Source organism: Bartonella sp. AP258QHHD, assembly GCF_042196145.1.
Classification (GTDB): Bacteria; Pseudomonadota; Alphaproteobacteria; order Rhizobiales; family Rhizobiaceae; genus Bartonella.
Genome location: NZ_JBHIPR010000045.1, coordinates 17,831 through 38,194 on the forward strand (window position 1 = coordinate 17,831; position 20,364 = coordinate 38,194).

Sequence of the window (20,364 nt, forward strand, 5' to 3'; positions counted from 1 at the left end):
TACTCATCCAATCAAAGCTTTATAAGCATCTTTATCTAACAACCCCTCCAGTTGTGTCTCATCCTGCAATGTCATTTTCCATAACCAGCCTTCTGTTTCGGGTTTCTGGTTTACCAGTTCAGGATTATCAGCCAAGGCTTCATTTATTTCGACCACTTCACCATCAAGAGGAGCATAAACATCTGAAGCCGCCTTCACTGATTCTACAACAGCCGCCGCCTCTCCTTTGGAAAGTTTTGTTCCACTTTGTGGTAAATCAACAAAAACCAAATCCCCTAATTGCTCTTGCGCATAATGCGTAACCCCAACAGTCACCATTTGCCCTTCAACGCTAAGCCATTCATGGTCATGTGTAAAATAAGTTTTAGACATAAAAAATCATCCTTTAAAATAACGTTGTTCAACAAAGGGAAGAGAATGAACTGATAATACAATCTTTTTGCCTCGCAGTTCTGTAAAGACTTGTGTCCCTTCAACTTTAAAATCAACAGGAACGTAACCCATCGCGACAGGACCATCAAAAGAAGGACCAAAACCACCTGATGTTACAATGCCAATCTCATTACCTTGATCATCAAGAAGCACCGCACCGGCACGAATAGGTTGACGCGTTTGCGGTTTTAATCCAACACGACAACGAGCCGGTCCTTTTTGCAGTGCTTCAAGAAAAGCCTTTGCACCATAAAATTGTGCTTTTTCTCGAACACTTTTAGGAACAGCCCATGTTAGAGCCGCATCAATAGGTGTCGTATCAGGGGTAATATCATTTCCATGCAAACACAGCCCCGCTTCCAACCGCAAGCTATCGCGTGCGGCAAGTCCAATCCACTCAACACGAGAATCACTCAGCAATTTTTCAGCCAACATATGCGCATGCCCTATAGGCAAAGCAATTTCAAAACCATCCTCTCCCGTATAACCAGAACGCGTTATAAACCAATCCTGTTGTGGTTCGAATCCTTGCATAAAGAACAATTCATTCCCTGGTAAATCGGCATCAGCAAGAACAGCTGCCGCTTCAGGACCTTGAAGCGCAAGCAATACCCTTTCAAGGGCAATCACTTGACATTCAAAATCAACCGCACGCTTTTCCAATTCTAAAAAATCAGCCTGTGCATTCCCAGCATTGGCGACCAACATAAAACGACCCTCTTCCAAACGGGTAATGATAAGATCATCAAGAATACCAGCCTGCTCATTAAGCAAATAATTATACCGTGAATGCCCAATCTTTAAAGCTGCTGCATCAATGGGAAAAGCATAGGACAAAAATTCCACAGCTTGTGCCCCTTCAACCGCAATCAATTTCATATGAGAAATATCAAAAAGTCCTGCATGTGCACGCGTATGAAGATGCTCTTTTAAAACGCCAAGAGGATAAGTTAAAGGCATGTTCCAACCCGCAAAAGCACCAAATTTTGCTCCTGCGTTTTCATGCAAATCATATAAAGGAAGTGTTTTTAAAAAAGATGTTTCTTGTGCTGTGCCCATAATAACTCCAAAGCTGCGCTAACGCCCACAGAATATGGTCGTCTCTGCCCCCTCTGTCATCAACCTGAGAGACTCGCGAAAAGATTTTTCGCTTACACCTTCGGCGCGGGTTCTCCCGACTTTCCAGATCTGCCTTCTTCCTTTTACGGTCCTTAAAGCCTGAGAGATTATGGGCTATTTCCCCTTCGGCGGCAATGCGAAAATTTGCAATCTGCACTCTCCCGCAAAAGAATGAAAGAAACGATAACGCTCTTTCCAGCATATTTAAACCTATAGCCTATCTTCATCACACTGTCATTAGTAAAGTGATGAAAATGTTCTCATTTTAAAACTTGCATAAGCTCCTTCAAAAGATTTATAATAGTGCCCTTTTGAACCTTACAAAAATTGCAAGCAACACATTTTAGGAAATTTAAGACAAAAATCAAAAGCTATAAACAAAAATACCTCTTGAAAATCATGCAAAACGTCACACACTAAAAAGATCGCAAAGCAATATTCTTTCGCGCGCAGTTCAACCTTAAAGATAGGGTTTCATATTCTTTTTGAGAATAAGGACTTCAAATATTTTATAAGTATGATTTTAATGCACAAGAAGTAGGTTTTCTGCTTTCTCAATAGTGTCATAAATAGCGACTATTTACAGACTAAAACTACCGAACAAAGGTGACAAAATACTCATGAAAGCTGGTAATATCTCTTACAATTGCGAAAATGATCTTCCAAAGCAAATTGCTCTTTTTCCTTTAGAAGGTGCACTCTTACTACCCGGTGGTTTTTTATCACTCAATATTTTTGAACCAGAATCACTTGAAATGATTGAAAATGTTATGGTAACTGATCGTCTATTGGGCATTATTCAACCACTTTCATCGGATACAGATCGCTTCTCTACACAACTTTATAAAACAGGCTGTATAGGGCGTATTACAAACTACAGTGAAACAGGAAACGGACAACTGTTCATTATCTTACAAGGTGTTTGCCGCTTCACTTTAGAACAAGAATTGAAAAACACAAAATCCTATCGAACAGCTCTCATCCAATCAAACATAAAAGACTTGCAAGAATTTGATATTGAAGAAAGCATTAACCGAGAGAACTTACTCGACGTTGTAGAAAAATATCTAACCATACATGAAATGGAATATAATTGGAGCAGCATCATAGAAGCCCCTACACCTATATTGGTTAATGCTTTTTCAGCTCTTATCCCCTTTACACCAGCAGAAAAACAAGCTCTCCTTGAAGCTCCAGATATCGAAAGCCGTGCCCAAACTCTTCTTGCATTAACAGAACGCTCGCTCATGAAACAAACAGGAACAGATTACCGCTTAAACTAATGAATGTCCAAACATGAAAAAAATGACCACAGATCCCAAAATGCTCGAATTGCTCGTCTGTCCAATGACGAAAGGTACTCTCTCTTTCAACCGAAAAACACAAGAGCTCATTTCTCTCAAAGCCAAACTTGCCTACCCTATTCGTGATGGCGTTCCCATTATGCTTGCCTCAGAAGCGCGCCCTTTGCAAAACAATGAAGAAATAACGCATAAAAAATAAAAAATCCTCATGCAATTTCCCTCTACAAGCCCACTGTTATCAAGTCTCTATCAATATGATATCTCAATATTTACGATTTCTGAAAAAAGAGTTTTACAATGAAGATATTTATATCGCTTTACACCTTGTAACAAAAGCCAAAAATATCAGCAGATTCTCTCATTCCAGCCTGTTCATACTGAAGCAATCAAAACCATTCGCTTGCACCACACAAGCATCTGAATAAAAATGGCTCTTATGAACTTCTTAAAAGCAAGAATTATAATAACATTTTGAACCAACTCAGGTAAATGAAATTTATTATATTAAACATAAAGATTGTTATATTTCATGGACTTTAATTTATACTATTTACGAACAACATATTTGAGATACCTCGATTTAAGATGAATAAAAACGACAAGTTATATCATCTTATGTATACCATATCGGGACAAGAATATTTATCTGTTTATGTACTCTTCAAAGCGGGAAAACAGCCTAATTTGGGGGAGAAAACATAAAATCGTAAAGGAGAAAATCACCCCATTACCTTGCCATCACCCTTTAATTTCGCTTTACAATTTTTACAAGTATCTAAAGTATCTCAAGCAATATTTTTATGTATAATATACGCATTAATTACGTGAAAACTTGAAACAACAAACAAGAAACACTGTTGTAATTTCAATTGACGATTGAAAGTAATTGCCTTATGAAGGAGGCTTGTGTTTTTGGTTGTATACGCGACAATCAAATAGGGTCTGGAAGCCCGAAAAACTCAAACTAGAAATAAAACCGCTTTTGCGGATATCCCGGAATTTCCGGGGGCTCTTGTTATGTCCAAGTGCTTTCAGCACTAAAAGCAAGGGGCTGTTTTGAGTCAGCACTTCCAGACCCCGGAATACTAATGCGAGGGCGCTCGCAACCGGTGGGGACATCAAGTGAAAGCCAAAAATCTACATTTTTACGATATTTCTTTAGGCAAAAAAATTCGCTTCAGAAGAAACGTCATGGGGTTTTCTCAAAAACAATTAGGAAGTCATTTAGGCGTAACATTCCAACAAATCCAAAAGTATGAAAAAGGCTTAAATCGCGTAAGTGCAAGACGTTTACAGGAAATTGCTCATATATTAGATGTTCCCGTTTCCTTCTTTTATGCTGATGGCGCAAAAAAAGAAGAGAACCTCTATCATTGTGATGACAGAATAGCAAGCAAAGCAGAATATTTACTTTTAAAAAATTTCAGAATACTGACCCGCAAAAAACAAAGAGCAATTTTGCAGTTGATTTCTGATGAAAAAAATAACCCCTTATTTTCATAAGTTCATTGCAAAGATAATCAAAGTCCTTAATAATATTGACAAGAATTGTGACTGTCTCCCCACACTTCATGAGAATGAAAATGCTTAATCTAATCTGATTTGTAAATAATCCGAATTCTAACGAGTTTAACTTAGAAATAGTGCATTGATTTATAATGATAATCTAACGTTATTGATATTGAATAAGTGTTTCGAATATCGTAAAATTCTTTCATTTCAAACGTGTTCTATATTGAATCAATCAAAATCTCTTGTTTGCACAACACAAGCAAAGTTGGCGTGTGAGTAAAAATGTACAAAAAGGCATACCTCTTATTGAATCGTCTCACAAACCAAGAGCTGTAACGACATTGTTTGCTGAAAAAATGGATGATGGTGCTAACTTGCTCTTTTATTAAACGTAAATATGGGAGTGTTCAACGGCTGACTTTCCACTCATATAAGTCACTTAAAAAAGGCTTGCCAAACAAGCCTAAAAATATTCCCACACACTAAAAAAATACTTTAATATATTGAGAAAAATCAAAGATCTTATACCACCATACTCCAAATAATGATATTTTATAGCATAACAGGATTAAAGTAAAAATAAGAAATATAAATTAAAAATAGACACGAAAAACTATATTTATAACTTTCATAACAATTTATCTATATATGGATACTTAAGTTTATCCTGTTGTGCCATAAATTCTATCATTTAAGGTATGAGGATATGAAGCACGCATACCTCCTTGAAACATTCAAATGTTTTTTAGATGCCCAATATCTTTTTAAATATTTTTAGGCCTGCTTGTTAAGCCTTTAGTTTAAGTGAAAAATGGGAAGCCGCTAGAATCTAGCTGTTTACAGACTGTAATAGGAAGCTTCGCTTTTAAAGCGCATAGGGAGAAAATTAAATAATTCAACAATTAACAGATAAAGTATAAAAAGATTCCACCAACGCGATACGTAATACCATCTTTAAAAAATTCAAAAGTGTGAAGGTACACATTGACAGAAGATAAGGAATTCACTTAATTAAAGTGTTTTCTAAAGAGATAATAGCTTAGCGTAAAATATTCAATTTTTTCAATTCTGAAAGATTAAAAGAGACGTATTATTTGAAATAAAACAATTTATTGTGCTAATGATGATGATTGGTGTGCACAAAATTGAGTTGTTGAAAATCAAAAATATAATTTAATGATGTTCCTTGACCAACTCACTCTCTCCTGAGTATAGCACGGGGAATAAACGTGGAGAGACATGAGGAGTATATAGAAAATGAGTTATAAAGTTGCAATTGTCGGCGCAACCGGAAATGTTGGTCGTGAAATGCTTACAATTTTAGAAGAACGTGGTTTTCCTGCACATGAAATTGTCCCTCTAGCATCACGACGCTCATTAGGACAAGAAGTTTCTTATGGAGATAAAACTTTAAAAGTAAAAGCACTGGATACTTACGATTTTTCTGACACAGATTTTTGTCTTATGTCTGCGGGAGGGAGCATTTCCAAAGAATACGCCCCTAAAATTGCTGCTGCCGGCTGTGTCGTCATCGATAATTCCTCCACGTGGCGCTATGATGCCAATGTTCCGTTGATAGTCCCTGAAGTCAATGGCGAAGCTATAAATGCCTTTTCTAAGCGTAATATTATAGCAAATCCTAATTGTTCAACAATTCAACTGGTCTTAGCTTTAAAACCTCTCCATGATGCTGCAATCATTAAACGTGTTGTTGTCTCTACATATCAGTCTGTTTCTGGAGCTGGTAAAGAAGGAATGGACGAACTTTTCGAACAATCACGTGCAGTTTTTGTTGCAGACCCAATTACATCAAAAAAATTCACTAAACGCATTGCCTTTAATGTCATTCCTCATATCGATGTTTTCATGGAAGATGGTTATACAAAAGAAGAATGGAAAATGACGGTTGAGACGAAGAAAATTCTCGATCCGAAAATTAAATTAACAGCCACTGCTGTTCGGGTCCCTGTCTTTATCGGTCATGCCGAAGCCGTCCATGTTGAATTTGAAAAACCACTAAGCGCATCTGAAGCACAAGCGCTCCTCCGCGATGCACCAGGCTGTCAGCTTATCGATAAACACGAAGATGGTGGTTATACCACACCTTATGAAGGTACCGGAGAAGATGATACCTTTATTAGCCGTGTTCGTGAAGATATCACCGTTGAAAATGGTTTAGCTTTCTGGGTTGTCGCCGATAATTTAAGAAAAGGAGCAGCATTGAATGCCGTTCAAATTGCTGAATTGCTCATTTTTCGTAATTTGATAAAGCCTAAGTCCGCAAATTAACGCCCTGTCCGAAAGGACAAAGAACCCCTAGCCGGTCTGTCAAAAGTCCGGCTTCTCTTCAGTATAACCTTCCCCAGCTGAAGGTTCATATCACCATCCTAAAGAACTGTAATCCAAGGTATTGTCAAATTTGACTCGGAATATCCTTGAATGCCTCGCCACCTTAAGTTAAGCATTGCCGCCTTAATGACATTTTACGGTACAATAGGATCAGCAGCATAAGCATTGTTTGCTTCATGCTGCTGATCCTTTTTGTCATTCCGGTTGTAAAATTAACTTTACCCTTATCGAGCAGGATAAGTCACGACACGGTAACGCGTTTCATTACGTTCAAAATTTTTGTAATTGACATTATCAGGAAAGGAGGGATTATAAGCACTCACGTGCTTTACAGAAACGCCTTGTGCTTTTTGCGACGGATTTAAAATTGTTCGTTCATCTCTTTTTTTAACACCTGTAGAATCGATAATCATATCTGTTCTGTATAGTTTTTGCATATTTTTCCGTGTTTTTTGAATCGCCGGAAGAGCTTTAAAGTCGGAAACAGCCTGTTTTACTTTTTCTTTTGGCGATTTTACCATGGATTTTGATTTTGCTGGCATCTTTTTAAAAGCAATGGTAGGAACATTGTTAACATTGACGTAACGTGCAGATGCCCAACCAACTTTTCCATGATAACCAAGAGAACACCAAGTTTTATTGGATAGGCAGCCATAAATTTGCACTTTTGCTCCCATTGGAACCATTGCGATAACTTTATAAGCTGTCGCAGGGCCTGTGCGTAAAGATACCTGACCTGATGCAACACGAGCAACTGTTCCTGTAATGGTTCCAGCTTGTGCGTGAAAAGCAGTCACAGCCACCCCTGACGCTCCTAAAGCCCATAAAGTCATCATTGTTGATAAAAATTTCTTTCTTAACATTATTTTTCTTCCTCTCTTAAAACGTATGAAGGGCAAAAATTCGCCTTTGCAAAAATTTGCCGCGTTTAAATCCAATGATCAGCAACCTTTATTCCCCCCAAAACCCCACAACATTGCAACAAAATTTCTCTTTATCGCCTACACGAACACGGCCTTTTGATCTTGATTGCGCAGTATGTTCTTCATGAATTTACGGCTAAAGCATCATCTGATTGACCGGTTCTTCAACCAATTGTCCCTTACAGAAGTTTTTAAAGGGGCATTGGTTCCCTCAACAAATGATTGCAATAAAAGAATTAATTATTTGAATTTCAGAGAATTTCTATGAACAAATGATGATCAGCCCCCAAAACAACTAAAATAGAAGGAAAAATAATACTCTTTTAAAAATAAAAGTGATTGAATATTCTCTAAAGCTTGTATAACTTTAAATCTGCCTAAAAAGATACAGAGTATATTGAAACTTCCCTCAAAAAATTTCTCGAAAAAGAAAGTTAAAAGCATATGACATTAAAAAATTTTTCTCGTAGTCGGATTATAGGATTATTCCTCTCTCTCTTTGCACTTTTTTTGTCTACTGCTTTTTCCATGGCCGCAGACAAAACAAAAATCAAACTTGGTATTATGGAAGGGCGGGATGCGATTATTTGGAAAACAGCTGCTGAACAGGCTAAAAAAGCCGGTTTAGATATTGAACTCGTTTATTTTTCTGATTACGCTTTGCCTAATGATGCTGTTAACGCAGGAGAGATCGATGCGAATGCTTTTCAGCACGCCCCTTATCTTAATGAACAAATGAAACAACGTGGCTATAAACTTTCAATTGTCGGCTATACATTTATTGCTCCAATCGGTGTTTACTCACACAAAATAAAAGACTTAAAAGATCTTCGTGATGGTGCACATGTTGGTATTCCGAACGACCCATCTAATGGTGGAAGAGCCTTACTTCTTCTTAATTCTTTAGGTCTCATTAAGTTAAAAGATCCTCATAATATTCTTGCATCTCCACTTGATATTATCGAAAATCCTAAAAACCTGCAAATTCGTGAGCTCGATGCCGGTATGTTAGGACGAGCTATTGACGATTTTGACCTTGCAATTATAAACACAAACTGGGCTATTGTTTCCGGATTAAACTTCGAAAAAGATGTAGTCGCATGGGAGAGCGCAAAAAATAATCCTTATGATAATATCATCGTTGTACGCACGAGCGAAAAAGATGAACCATGGGTTAAAAAATTAGTTGCCGCTTACAACAACGATCTTATCCGTGCAAAAATCAAAGAGATTTTTGGCAATACCGCCCAAACATCTTGGTAATTGTGCCAAATATCCGAGTAATTGTGAATGGAAAAACCTACTCTTATCTCCTTAAAAAACATCAGCCGTTGTTTTAACAAAACGGCTGGTGTTCCGGTGATTAATAATCTCTCTTTAAATATCCATGCTGGTGAAATCCTTGGCATTATTGGGCGCAGTGGAGCAGGAAAATCAACACTTATTCGCTGTTTAAATGGGTTAGAGAAGATTGATGCAGGGTCCATTTTTTTTGAAGATGTTGATATTTCTAATCTATCAGAGATAGAATGGGCGCCTTACCGTCAACGAATTGGGATGATTTTTCAACATTTCAATCTTCTCTCATCGCAGAATATTCTTGATAACATTGCATTGCCACTTAAATTAAGTGGTGTAAGTAAAAAACAACGCCACAAACGTGCCCTTGAACTGATTGAATTGGTTGGGTTATCTGGGAAAGAATATTGCTATCCGGCACAATTGTCCGGGGGACAAAAACAACGCGTTGGCATTGCTCGTGCGCTCGCTGCTAATCCTAAAATATTGTTATCAGATGAAGCCACCTCTGCTCTTGACCCTGAAACAACACAATCTATTCTAGAGCTCCTTGCTGATATTAATAAACACCTCAATCTCACGATTGTGCTCATCACCCATGAAATGGAAGTTGTGCGCACCATAGCGCATCGCGTTGTTGTTCTTAATCAGGGAAACATTGTAGAAGAAGGACGTGTGAAAGACATCTTTACATCACCGCAAGACGATACAACCATAGCCATGCTCAAGCTTGTAACCCCGCAACTTCCTGAAAAATTTTCGAAAAATCTCAAACCAATCGGACGAGAAGCTGTCATTGAAATTAATATTGCCGGTGAAATTGCCCAGCAGCCTTTTCTTCATCTTCTAGAAAATGAGAGTGGTTTAAAAGCACGTATTTTGCATGGTGGCATTGATACAGTTCAAGATGAAACCATCGGGAGACTCTTCTTGGCTCTTCCTGGAGAAGATAAAGAAGCTTTAGAAAAAGCTGTTCAATGGTTAACGAAAAAAGGACGATATTGTGAGGTCTTAGGCTATGTTTAATGTTCTGTCTCATGAACTTCCCCAAGCTGTTATTGATACAATATTGATGACACTTAGTGCTTCTGTTATGGCATTTATTATAGGGCTTCCCCTTGGTCTTCTTCTTCACACAACAGCACGCGGAGGGATTTTTTCCTCATCTCTCATCAATCGCCCTTTAAGCATGATCATTGACAGTATTCGTGCCATTCCCTTTATCATTCTTGCATTTTATCTTCTTCCCGTTACGCGTATCGTTGTAGGAAGAGGGATAGGAATGCCTGCTGTAATTTTTATACTGACCATTTCAGCTATCCCTTTTTATGCACGCATGGCGGAACTCTCTTTTAAAACCGTTGAAAACGGTCTCATTGAAGCGATCCGCTCGATGGGTGCAAGTCGTCTTCAAATTATCAGACATGTTCTTATTCCTGAAGCTCTCCCTAGCCTGATTACAGGTTTTACAGTCATGGTCATTTCTCTTATAGGAGCCACCTCACTTGCTGGATATCTTGGTGGAGGCGGTTTAGGGGATATGGCAATCCGCTATGGCTACCAACGCTACAATACCTTCATCATGACCATCGTCATCATCCTTTTGATCGTGCTTAATATTACAACCCAATGGACTTCTGATAAAATCGTACAAAAACTTGATAAAACAAAACATTAAAAGACTTAGAATTTCACATGCCAATACCATCATCCCCTTTGCCACTTTCCAAGTGCACCAACCCTTGCCTATCGAAAACACTCATAAGAGATTAGAAACTTTTTTCTTAAACAGTTTTTATCTCTCCCCATCCGTTTGTAACATGAAAGAAAATAGTTTTAATGGCTTTAATATAAAAGAATATAAAAGGGGATAAAATAAGAGATCTCACAGTATGTGAGACTCTCTTTAAATTAAGACATTGACCACAACCTCTCCAAACCGTAGATAACACATTGAATTTATAATGATAATATGGCGTTATTCATATTGAACGAGAACTCTGAATACCGTAAGATCCTCTCATTCCCAATTTATTCCATATAGAATCAACCAAAACCTCTCGCTTACACGTTACAAGCGGGAAGAGCCGTGTGAGTAAAACTATACAAGAAAGAAAGGCATGCCTCTTATGAATTATCTCAAGCGCCAAGACCTGTCTTAACATTGGCGGCTTATAATATGATGGTGCCAGCTTTCTTCTTCACAAGCATAAAGATAGGGGTGCTCAATGGCTTTATCGTTATACTATTCACAGGCGCCATTGCGAAATGGGCGTGACGAACGTTGAGAGATGTTGCTTTAAAATAAGCCCGTGAATTGGCAACGCAAGTATATTCCATTTGAAGCGTTCTGTTTTACGTGATGGGTATGATCCCATTAAAGAACGCTATAAACAAAAGCGTGAAGCAATGCACTATCTTCATTAGGAAACTCCTCTTCAAAACGATCTAGGAAAGATAGCAACCTGCTATGGCTATCAACGCTATGATAGCTCCACCATATCTATTATCCTATAGATTATTCTCAATATCATCATTGAAGAAACTTCTAATAGAATTGTATAAAAATTTTATAAAATAAAGCACTCAAATAATCTAGATATTGGAAGGTTTTTCTTCCACAACAGCAACAATAAGCCATTGAGCTGTAAGAGCTGGTTTTTTTAACTTTTCAATTTCCACCGTAACCCCATAATGGAAAACCACTCGACCAGAAGGACGAATTTCTGCGTCGTCTAACACAAAACGCGCACGTATCCGTACCCCTGTTTTCACAGGACTCATGAAGCGTACTTTATCGAAACCATAATTAATCCCCATTGTGCTCCCTTCTAACTCTGGAAGAGCTTCATAAGCGAGCGTAGACAAAAGCGATAATGTTAAAAAACCATGAGCAATCGTGCCGCCAAAAGGTGTCTTTTTAGCCTTTTCCTCATCAACGTGTATCCATTGATGATCATCTGTAGCACATGCAAACTGATTAATCATATCCTGTGTAACAAGACGCCACTCCGATAATCCCACTTCTTTCCCAATAAAACTGGTGACATCTTGTACTGTTATTTTTTGCTGCATAACGCTATTCCTATTTTATTTGATAAAAGAAACCACCCCTCTTGCTTTTATAAAATCCATTGATTAGAGCATCAAGAATAAAAGATTAATTGTCTTAAAAACAAATGCACCTTATGAATGAGAAAAGTTCTTTAGCAGAGTAGTTTTCAAATAGGAAAAAAGAATGGCAAGCAATGTGAACCTAACAGGTTTAGCGCATGATTTGAAACAACGTGCAGAAAACCATCCCCCTATCCGTATTGGACTGATTGGTTGTGGTGAAATGGGCACAGATTTATTATCAAGTATTGCGCATATGGATGGTATAACAGTCGCTGCTGTAGCCACGAGGACACCGTCACGTATTTTTGATGCCGCTACACTAGCCTATGGCGAAGATGGACATGTCTGTGAAGTTGAAAATACTTATGCTCTCACCCAAAGCATTGAAAAGGGTTTGATTGCAGCAACAGATGATATTAACCTTGTTTTGCGCCATGAACAAATTGATATTATCGTTGATGCAACAGGCTATCCCGAAGCAGGAGCAGAGATTGGTATCAAAGCGCTTGAGAATAACAAACATCTTGTCATGATGAATGTTGAAGCAGATGTTACAATTGGCGCTTATCTCAAACATGAAGCAGAAAAACGAGGGCTCATTTATACACTTGGTGCCGGCGATGAACCTACTTCTTGTATGGAACTCATAGAATTTGTTTCAGCCCTTGGACATAAGATTGTTGCAACGGGTAAAGGAAAAAATAATCCTCTGCGCTTTGATGCTACACCTGACGCTTACGAAGAAGAAGCATTCCGGCGTAATATGAATGTGCGCATGTTGGTTGAATTTATTGATGGTTCCAAAACGATGGTTGAAATGGCAGCCATTGCCAATGCCACCGGACTTCTCCCCGATTGCCCAGGAATGCATGGACCACGAGCAGCGCTACAAGATTTAAACAAAGTGCTTATTCCAAAACAAGATGGGGGCATTTTACAACAATATGGTGTTGTAGATTATTCAATAGGTCCAGGTGTTTCACCTGGTGTCTTTGTCATTGCCGAAATAGCACACCCGCGTTTACGCGAACGTATGGAAGATTTAAAAATTGGTCAGGGGCCTTACTTCACCTTTCATCGCCCCTATCATTTAACAGCAATGGAAGTTCCCCTCACCTGCGCACGTATTATGCTTTATGGCAAAAAAGATATGGTTCCTCTTAGCCATCCCGTAGTAGAAGTCTGTGCTGTTGCTAAAAAAGATTTACATCCAGGTGATCAGCTAGACTTTATCGGTCTTTATACTTATCGTGCTTGGATAATGAACATTGCAGAAGCACGCGCTCACCACGCCATTCCTTGTGGTCTTTTGGAAAAAGCAACAGTAACCGCTGAAATTAAAAAAAAATGAACTCATTACAGTGCATAATACTGCTATTCGTGAAGATCAATGGATTGCACGTCTTCGTGCTAAACAAGACCTTTTACTTCATTGCCCTTCTTCCGCTAAGCTATAAGTACTCCTGAATTACCTTACTTAACAGCATCTTTCCCTTACACAACAGAACAACCCAGAATACACTTGTATCAAAAATTCAGGCTTCTGTTTTAATAAAAGCATTTTCCAACGACGCACATCCCCACTTCGCTCTCACAATATGTCCCGTAAATGCGACAGTATAAACCACCCCATGAGATGGCATAAGATTCATTGTGTATCACTATCTTTACTCTATGAAGATACAAACCAGCACCATCATTTATTTTCCAATACTACAACAGTCCTTGAACCTTAGAGATAATTAATGAGAAGAATTTTTAGTCTTTTTTTTAATAATTTTATCCATACACGAACGCAACTTGTTATACGTAAAAAATACTTCTGATGGATTTAACATAAACAAATTTAAAATGATAAATAATAATTTCTCATTTTTCTTATTGCATGAGAGCCATGGATATAGGGATATTTTTTATTTTATCCCCTTATGAAAGATAAAAAAATTTAAAAAGGATAAAATATACCTTTGACGAATAATCTTCATATGAGAAAAGGTAGACAATATTAAAAGACTGATAAAGATAGTAAGTATACTAGCCTTATTACTAGAAAATAATCATAAACTGTAAAAGAAAATCAGGTTACGCTAATTTGTAAAAAACAACATAAATGTAGGATCTTGAACTTTAATAATGTTAATAAAAGCTACATTTAGTATTAAGATTAGTGATTTTATTATCTAGTATAGTATAAATAATAAAATATTTATTTTTTAAAAATAATGAAGTGAACAAAAAAATCCTCGACTCTGTCGATGAGCTTCCTACTAAAGTGTACTAAATATTGCAAAAAGAGTTACAACAGTACCTAATACATCCCCAATACATAAAGAAGCAAGAAGTGATAAAATACTTATTCCCCCCCAAAAGGCTGAACCTGAAAAGGCAGCAGCTTTTTCAGGTTTCCCTAACGCAATAACATCTTGTTCCTCAACGCCTTGAATAACAACTCTATCCACAGCTTTAATAGCTACATTTTTTTCTAGTGTAGGAATAGTAATTACCATTCTCTCTTGAACTTTATTTTTTACAAAACTTGCATTTCCCTCTATAGTTTGTATAAAAAAAAGAATAAATAGTGTAAAAGTAAATGAACATACACGATTTTTAAATATTTTAAACATAGCTTTCTTTGCTCCTCTTTTTCTTCACTGAAAAAATGAAAGAATATTCACATATATAAAAACCAAAAATTATATTTAATCATTTATATAATTGCACATAATAAAATATTATATGTAATTTTGTTATTATAATATAACACATTATGTATTACATGTAAAGATAAAAAACAATAAATGATAAAAATAATTTATTCCTTTTACGCCATAATAACTCAAGATACCAACAGTAATATTTTGTCATTTTTATTGCTATAATTAAAAATAATAATAATTTATTAAATTTCTTATTATAAGAAATATTACGAAACAAATTCATTTAAAAAATTATATAATAGAGCTTTTATAAATAATTTAAAATGTAATTAATTTTAAAGAACTATAAAATTTAAAACTGCCAATATAATGATATATGATTGTCTATTATTTCAATAAATATAAAAATGAAATTGGTATCAAATAAAAACTTGATCTAAAACAAATCTATCCTAATAAAACAAATTTAAATAGTGTACTATTTTTCTATAAAACAGGTATAAAGTGTAAAAAAACAATTAAGATCTCTATCTTCAAATGGAAGAGACGTTAATAAAATGATTCTCAACTTTTACTGATATATAAAAAGAAAAAATACTGCATAGCATCTTAAAAAAGGTAATTCAGCCCCCTTTATCCCATACAGCATAAAGAACACAAAATATTGACTTTCAAACCTAACAAAACAAACGCATAAAATAAGTAAATCTATCAGATTTACAAAACCATTATAAGCAATACTAGAGCTCCAACAAACTACCTAAAATTAAATAAAAAGAGAGTCATGAAAAATGAAATGATCCCCAAAATACTGAAAAAACTTTCTTTCTTAATTTTCATAAAAGTTATTCCATATTTTTCGTCAATATTGTAGATCACAACCATATTTATATTTTAAGTAATTATATTTACTCTATATTAGTAACAAATAATTCTCTTTGAACGAAATTTTTAGCAATATTCACATAACTGTCTGCAATTTGTGAAAAACGAATAATAATAAATAATTGATTAAATGCTTGAAAGAAAAGGAATAGAGAAACTTACTAAAAAATTGCATTTTTAAAATACCAACTTAAGTAGCGCATTGAAAAAATAACGCCATGAAAACTGATATTGAATGATAAATTCATCAACCGATCACTTTAATCGCAAAATATTAATCTATAATAATAATTTATTGTTTTGCATGTTGAATGAGAAAACTGACGATTATAAAACTCTCTTAATTTTAACTCTGTTTATATTGAATCAATCAAAATTCTTCACTTGCAAATCACAAACGAGATCGGTGTGTGTGTAAACACACTTGAAGAAAGGAAAATATCACTTATGAGGTATTTTAACTAACAAGCGCTGTTAACACAGTATTGAAAACTAGCAAAGTGAATGATGGTGCCCATTTTTACTTTAAAAGTGTAAATATGGTGGAAAACAATAGATTTTATATTATAAAACTTTACCGTTATACTATTCACGGGCGCCGTTGCAAAATAGGCTTGGATACCTTGAGAAATGTTTCTTTAAAACAAAAGCGTCAATGTGCAACACAATGGCGTTCTGTTTATTATGTATCCAACGGTGTTTCTTGTATCCAACGGTGTTTCTTACTGAATCATCTTATAAACTGCTCTATGAGATTACAAATTCATCTTAGTGAATTCTTCCCTTTATATTTATTTTTTCTCATGAACACTAAAATCTGTTAAGACACTATCCAAAGTAAAATCAATCAACAAATATTTCCATTCTTTTGTAATATACAGATAATTGAATAGAGTTCCTGATTGCAACAAAAGTCTGTAATATTGCAATAGTAGAAATACTTTGATCATCCTCTCTCCATAATAAAAGAATAATATGTAATTTACAGAAAAAATTATATATTTAATATATACTTATTAAAAATGAGAATATAAATCAGAAATAATTATAAAAGACAACTATCTTGAGAAAGATTGCCTAATATTACAGAAAAATTGCGGTGGCTTTGCTCAATAAAAGCTTCTCTATTTTTAACAAAGCTCTCATTTTTATGCATCCATATGTGATGTAAAAAGACGCCTATTTGCGTTTCTCTTATAGATAGATTAAATAGTGACAGCACCTTTGATCACTTTGTCTCTTTTGACTTCTCTTTTGGGCATTAATTTATGGTATCTAACCCACCTTTTCTCGCTCTTTTACCTTTGGGTGCACATGAATATCACGGAGAGCACCTTCCTTTCGAAACCGACTGGATTATTGCTGAAGCTTTTGCAAAAGCCCTCACTTTACAAACAAAAGAGCAGTTTCATATCGCACTTTTACCGGTTGAAAAGATTGGCTATTCTATAGAACATATGGATGTTACAGGCACGCAAACCCTTACCTTTTCTGATGCGATTAAGCGATGGATAAAGATTGGTGAAAACTGTTATCACAAAGGGATCAACCGTCTTCTTCTTCTCAATGCTCACGGAGGAAATTCACCTTTAATGAGCATTGTTATCACCGAATTACGAAAGCGCCTTTCCATGCTCGCTGTAGCAACAAGCTGGAGCCGTTTTGGTTTACCACAAGGTCTCATGGAGCCATCTCAACAACATCTTGATATCCATGGAGGCTTTATCGAAACCTCTCTCATGCTCTATTTAGCACCAGAAAAAGTCCATATGGAAAAGGCAGAAAATTTTCATAATAAACAAGCGGATATGATTGCCAATTATCGGTATTTACGCGCTTATGGTCCTCATGCCTTTGGTTGGACAATGAAAGATCTAAATACGCAAGGTGCGGCAGGAAATGCAAGCAAAGCAACACCACAAGCCGGTGAAGCAATCTTTTCTCATGTTCTGTCTCAGCTTCGTGATTTACTTGATGATATCAATCGATTTAACATAAACACATGGCAATAAAGAACAATAAAAGGTCTCTCCATGGAAACGATACACCCCAAAAAACTTCCCGTTACGGTTCTCACAGGCTATCTTGGTGCTGGAAAAACCACCCTTCTCAACCGCATTCTCAGTGAAAATCATGGCAAACGTTATGCCGTCATTGTCAATGAATTTGGTGAAATTGGTATTGATAATGACCTGATCATTGAATCAGACGAAGAAATTTATGAAATGAATAATGGCTGTATTTGCTGCACCGTACGTGGTGATCTCATTCGCATTCTAGAAAGTCTGATGCAACGTTCTTATCGATTTGATGCGATCATTATAGAAACGACAGGGCTTGCTGATCCCGTTCCCGTAGCACAGACTTTTTTCATGGATGATACTATCCATGAAAAAACAGCTCTCGACAGTGTCATAGCGGTCGTTGATGCAAAGCATTTTCCCTCTCAACTGAAAACAAGTCGTGAAGCTGAAGACCAAATTGCCTTCGCGGATATTATTCTTTTAAATAAGATTGATCTTGTCACCCAACAAGAACGCAGCCATGCTGAATCCCTTATTCTGGCCATTAATCCCAGAGCCATAATTTACGCAACAGAGCGCGTTAACATCCCTGTTGATAAACTCCTCGATCGTAGTTCCTTTGATCTCCAACGCACTTTAGATAATGATCCCCATTTTCTTGACCATCATCACGCAGATCATGTATGTGGTCCCGATTGTAATCATGATCATGACCATCATCACGCATCCACCATTCATGATATTACCATCACTTCTGTAAGTTTAAAAACAGATGCTCTGCAACCAGAAAAGTTTTTCCCTTGGATCCAGCAGGTTACACAGCAACAAGGACCTGATATCTTGCGTCTTAAAGGCATTATCGCCTTTCAAGGAGACGATGATCGTTACGTCATTCAAGGGATACATATGCTTCTTGAAGGACAACATCAACGCCCATGGCGTGAAGATGAAAAACGAGAAAGCCGCCTTGTCTTTATAGGACGCTCTCTTGATGCTGAAAAATTAAAAACTGGTTTTGAAAATTGCGCATAAGTGAGTGATAATGCCAAACATTACCCATTATGATCTCAAAAGTTACTGCCTTTCCTGCGGTTTTATAGGCAATAAACCAGCCTTTGTTTCCGTAGAAGGTCTCATTGTTTTTTTTAATCCAACCCCACAAATCGTTGAAGTGCACCAAGGAATAATTTCAAGCCATTTTTCCCATGACAATACCGCGATCATCACCGGTGGAGAAGATGGAAAAGTCTGTCAAACAACCGCAGCAGATCACACGGAAGTGTTAAGCCAAAAAGAACGCAAATGGATAAACAACGTTGCTTTTGGTCCACAAAAAGCTTTTGCTTTTTCCTCCTCACGCCTCGCATTTGCGCATATTGGAAAAGAACGACAAGAGCTCACACATGAACGCAGTGTAGAAGGCCTTGCTTTTGCCCCAAAAGGTTTGCGACTTGCCGTTGCCCATTACAATGGAGTCACTCTTCATTGGTTATCAACGCAAATATCTCCCACCACATTGGTATGGAAAGGAGCTCATTGTGGTGTCACCTTTTCACCAGACAACCGCTATGTCATTTCCACCATGCAAGAAAACGCCTTACACGGCTGGCGTCTCACTGATAATCAGCACCTCCGCATGAGTGGCTACCCAAGCAAAGTCAAAAGCTGGTCTTGGAGTGCAAAAGGAAAATGGCTAGCAACATCAGGTGCCTCTGCCGCAATTGTTTGGCCCTTTCATACAAAAGATGGCCCCATGGGAAAAACACCTCTAGAACTAGGCACACGAGCAAATGCACTTGTTAGCACCGTTTCATGCCACCCAAACAAAGAAATTGTAGCAATAGGCTTCAATGATGGAATGATTTTAGCGGCACAATTCCATGATGGAAAAGAAGTCCTTCTAAAAGGTTATGGGAAAAGTGCTATCTCAGCACTTAACTGGGATCAAGCAGGGCAAAACCTCTCCTTCGGTAGCGAAAATGGTGAATGTGGTATAATCAATATCACTGATTAAATTACACCAACAAACGCAATCATCGCCGATAAAAAATGCCCACACAATCCTCCAGAAATCTTATCCCCTTGCATCTCCAGAGCTCTCAGAAATCCTATCTCCCTAATCTCCCCCCAAAAATCTCCTAAAATCTTCGTAATCATTAAATCTTCCCTCTTCCTTTTCTCCCCCCCCTTTAGACAAGAAAATACCTTAAACATGTTTTTTGACCTTTTAACATTGCTACCCCCATACAAGAATAAAAACATCACTCTCAAGACCGCCCCCCATCTCCCTATAAACATCTATATAGGCTACATACTTCCACAAAAGCATTTTTCTTAAAAATTCGGCAAAAAATAGCTGATATCATCATTGAAACAACGATTTATTCTTACGATCAGAAGAAGGGAATTCAACACTATTTTCCTAAATAAAAAATTTTTTGATTTCCCCCTCCAAAGAGCAAAGTTTCCTACGAGCAGCCTTCCACTCTTTAGTTTCTTGCCTAGAAAATTCTATCTAATAATCATTTCATGGAACTTCTATTACCGCCCTCTGTTCCGGTATCTCCTTCATCTCCGGATTCTGTTCCTTCTGCTTCTTTCCCATGTTAAACCAAAGCCTTCTGGGTCTTCTGACCCTTTGGATTCCTCGTCTAATCTCCAAATTAGAGCGGTTGTTCCACAGGTTCCAACTTATCTTCTTTTGCCAAATGCCTTATTTCATGCTGGTTTAGTGGATATGACC

17 protein-coding genes, 3 pseudogenes and 1 riboswitch are annotated in these 20,364 nt (G+C 36.9%); of the genes and pseudogenes, 13 read left to right on the top strand and 7 right to left on the bottom strand.

Features of this window, described 5'->3' with window-relative positions; all coding sequences use genetic code 11:
• Window positions 1–3: 3 nt before the first annotated feature.
• Together gcvH and gcvT are read right to left on the bottom strand one after the other, a co-directional pair.
• Window positions 4–372 carry a glycine cleavage system protein GcvH gene (gcvH, locus tag ACFIMM_RS04660; protein WP_375638777.1) on the bottom strand — a complete coding sequence of 123 codons (369 nt, stop codon included), beginning with the start codon at window positions 370–372 and terminating at the stop codon, window positions 4–6.
• A 6-nt stretch (window positions 373–378) separates the two neighbouring features.
• Entirely contained in the window at window positions 379–1,491 is a 1,113-nt protein-coding gene (gene gcvT, locus ACFIMM_RS04665; RefSeq protein ID WP_375638775.1) for a glycine cleavage system aminomethyltransferase GcvT, read from the bottom strand.
• 136 nt (window positions 1,492–1,627) lie between these two features.
• Window positions 1,628–1,725: riboswitch (glycine riboswitch) on the bottom strand.
• A gap of 446 nt (window positions 1,726–2,171) precedes the next feature.
• On the opposite strand from gcvT, the gene ACFIMM_RS04670 reads away from it, so the two are divergent.
• The 4 genes from ACFIMM_RS04670 (at window position 2,172) to ACFIMM_RS04685 (ending at window position 6,656) form a co-directional block, all read left to right on the top strand.
• Window positions 2,172–2,834 carry an LON peptidase substrate-binding domain-containing protein gene (locus ACFIMM_RS04670; protein ID WP_375610818.1) on the top strand — a complete coding sequence of 221 codons (663 nt, stop codon included), beginning with the start codon at window positions 2,172–2,174 and terminating at the stop codon, window positions 2,832–2,834.
• Between the two features lie 13 nt (window positions 2,835–2,847).
• A complete protein-coding gene (locus ACFIMM_RS04675; protein ID WP_273791466.1) occupies window positions 2,848–3,054 on the top strand; it encodes a Trm112 family protein in 207 nt (68 codons plus the stop codon).
• Window positions 3,055–3,977: 923 nt separating this feature from the next.
• Window positions 3,978–4,358, top strand: a complete 381-nt coding sequence (locus ACFIMM_RS04680) for a helix-turn-helix domain-containing protein (RefSeq protein WP_375612292.1) — start codon at window positions 3,978–3,980, stop codon at window positions 4,356–4,358.
• 1,266 nt (window positions 4,359–5,624) lie between these two features.
• Window positions 5,625–6,656 (top strand): aspartate-semialdehyde dehydrogenase, encoded by a 1,032-nt coding sequence (locus ACFIMM_RS04685; RefSeq protein ID WP_375638768.1) that lies wholly within the window; start codon window positions 5,625–5,627, stop codon window positions 6,654–6,656.
• A gap of 284 nt (window positions 6,657–6,940) precedes the next feature.
• On the opposite strand, the gene ACFIMM_RS04690 is transcribed toward ACFIMM_RS04685, so the two are convergent.
• Window positions 6,941–7,579: an SH3 domain-containing protein gene (locus tag ACFIMM_RS04690; RefSeq protein WP_375638766.1), complete on the bottom strand. Its 639-nt coding sequence runs from the start codon at window positions 7,577–7,579 to the stop codon at window positions 6,941–6,943.
• 504 nt (window positions 7,580–8,083) lie between these two features.
• On the opposite strand from ACFIMM_RS04690, the gene ACFIMM_RS04695 reads away from it, so the two are divergent.
• The 4 genes and pseudogenes from ACFIMM_RS04695 to ACFIMM_RS04710 all read left to right on the top strand — a co-directional run.
• Entirely contained in the window at window positions 8,084–8,902 is an 819-nt protein-coding gene (locus tag ACFIMM_RS04695; protein WP_375613641.1) for a MetQ/NlpA family ABC transporter substrate-binding protein, read from the top strand.
• Between the two features lie 27 nt (window positions 8,903–8,929).
• Window positions 8,930–9,964 carry a methionine ABC transporter ATP-binding protein gene (locus tag ACFIMM_RS04700; protein ID WP_375682535.1) on the top strand — a complete coding sequence of 345 codons (1,035 nt, stop codon included), beginning with the start codon at window positions 8,930–8,932 and terminating at the stop codon, window positions 9,962–9,964.
• The gene (locus ACFIMM_RS04705) at window positions 9,957–10,616 is read left to right on the top strand and encodes a methionine ABC transporter permease (protein WP_375609233.1); all 660 of its coding nucleotides are present in this window, start codon (window positions 9,957–9,959) and stop codon (window positions 10,614–10,616) included. Before ACFIMM_RS04700 ends, ACFIMM_RS04705 begins: the two co-directional genes overlap by 8 nt.
• A 451-nt stretch (window positions 10,617–11,067) precedes the next feature.
• Window positions 11,068–11,362: pseudogene (locus ACFIMM_RS04710) on the top strand (integrase); the annotation flags it as partial.
• Window positions 11,363–11,533: 171 nt separating this feature from the next.
• On the opposite strand, the gene ACFIMM_RS04715 reads toward ACFIMM_RS04710, so the two are convergent.
• Window positions 11,534–12,013, bottom strand: coding sequence for a MaoC family dehydratase (locus ACFIMM_RS04715; RefSeq protein ID WP_375612287.1), 480 nt, complete (start codon window positions 12,011–12,013; stop codon window positions 11,534–11,536).
• A gap of 163 nt (window positions 12,014–12,176) precedes the next feature.
• Here ACFIMM_RS04715 and ACFIMM_RS04720 point away from each other — a divergent pair.
• Window positions 12,177–13,512, top strand: a pseudogene (locus ACFIMM_RS04720) (NAD(P)H-dependent oxidoreductase).
• Window positions 13,513–14,322: 810 nt separating this feature from the next.
• On the opposite strand, the gene ACFIMM_RS04725 reads toward ACFIMM_RS04720, so the two are convergent.
• A complete protein-coding gene (locus tag ACFIMM_RS04725) occupies window positions 14,323–14,679 on the bottom strand; it encodes a hypothetical protein (RefSeq protein WP_375682536.1) in 357 nt (118 codons plus the stop codon).
• Window positions 14,680–16,388: 1,709 nt separating this feature from the next.
• On the bottom strand, window positions 16,389–16,547 hold the full coding sequence (locus ACFIMM_RS04730) for a hypothetical protein (protein ID WP_375651323.1): 159 nt from the start codon (window positions 16,545–16,547) through the stop codon (window positions 16,389–16,391).
• Window positions 16,548–16,865: 318 nt separating this feature from the next.
• On the opposite strand from ACFIMM_RS04730, the gene ACFIMM_RS04735 reads away from it, so the two are divergent.
• From ACFIMM_RS04735 to ACFIMM_RS04745, 3 genes are read left to right on the top strand one after another with little or no spacing between them, the layout of a single operon-like run.
• On the top strand, window positions 16,866–17,609 hold the full coding sequence (locus ACFIMM_RS04735; RefSeq protein WP_375621597.1) for a creatininase family protein: 744 nt from the start codon (window positions 16,866–16,868) through the stop codon (window positions 17,607–17,609).
• 21 nt (window positions 17,610–17,630) lie between these two features.
• The gene (locus tag ACFIMM_RS04740; RefSeq protein WP_375638762.1) at window positions 17,631–18,653 is read left to right on the top strand and encodes a CobW family GTP-binding protein; all 1,023 of its coding nucleotides are present in this window, start codon (window positions 17,631–17,633) and stop codon (window positions 18,651–18,653) included.
• Between the two features lie 10 nt (window positions 18,654–18,663).
• The gene (locus tag ACFIMM_RS04745; protein ID WP_375630365.1) at window positions 18,664–19,635 is read left to right on the top strand and encodes a WD40 repeat domain-containing protein; all 972 of its coding nucleotides are present in this window, start codon (window positions 18,664–18,666) and stop codon (window positions 19,633–19,635) included.
• On the opposite strand, the gene ACFIMM_RS04750 is transcribed toward ACFIMM_RS04745, so the two are convergent.
• Window positions 19,632–19,778, bottom strand: a complete 147-nt coding sequence (locus ACFIMM_RS04750; RefSeq protein WP_375638758.1) for a hypothetical protein — start codon at window positions 19,776–19,778, stop codon at window positions 19,632–19,634. The two genes, ACFIMM_RS04745 and ACFIMM_RS04750, sit on opposite strands and share 4 nt — an antisense overlap.
• A gap of 390 nt (window positions 19,779–20,168) precedes the next feature.
• On the opposite strand from ACFIMM_RS04750, the pseudogene ACFIMM_RS04755 reads away from it, so the two are divergent.
• Window positions 20,169–20,364 (top strand): annotated as a pseudogene (locus ACFIMM_RS04755) (hypothetical protein); the annotation flags it as partial.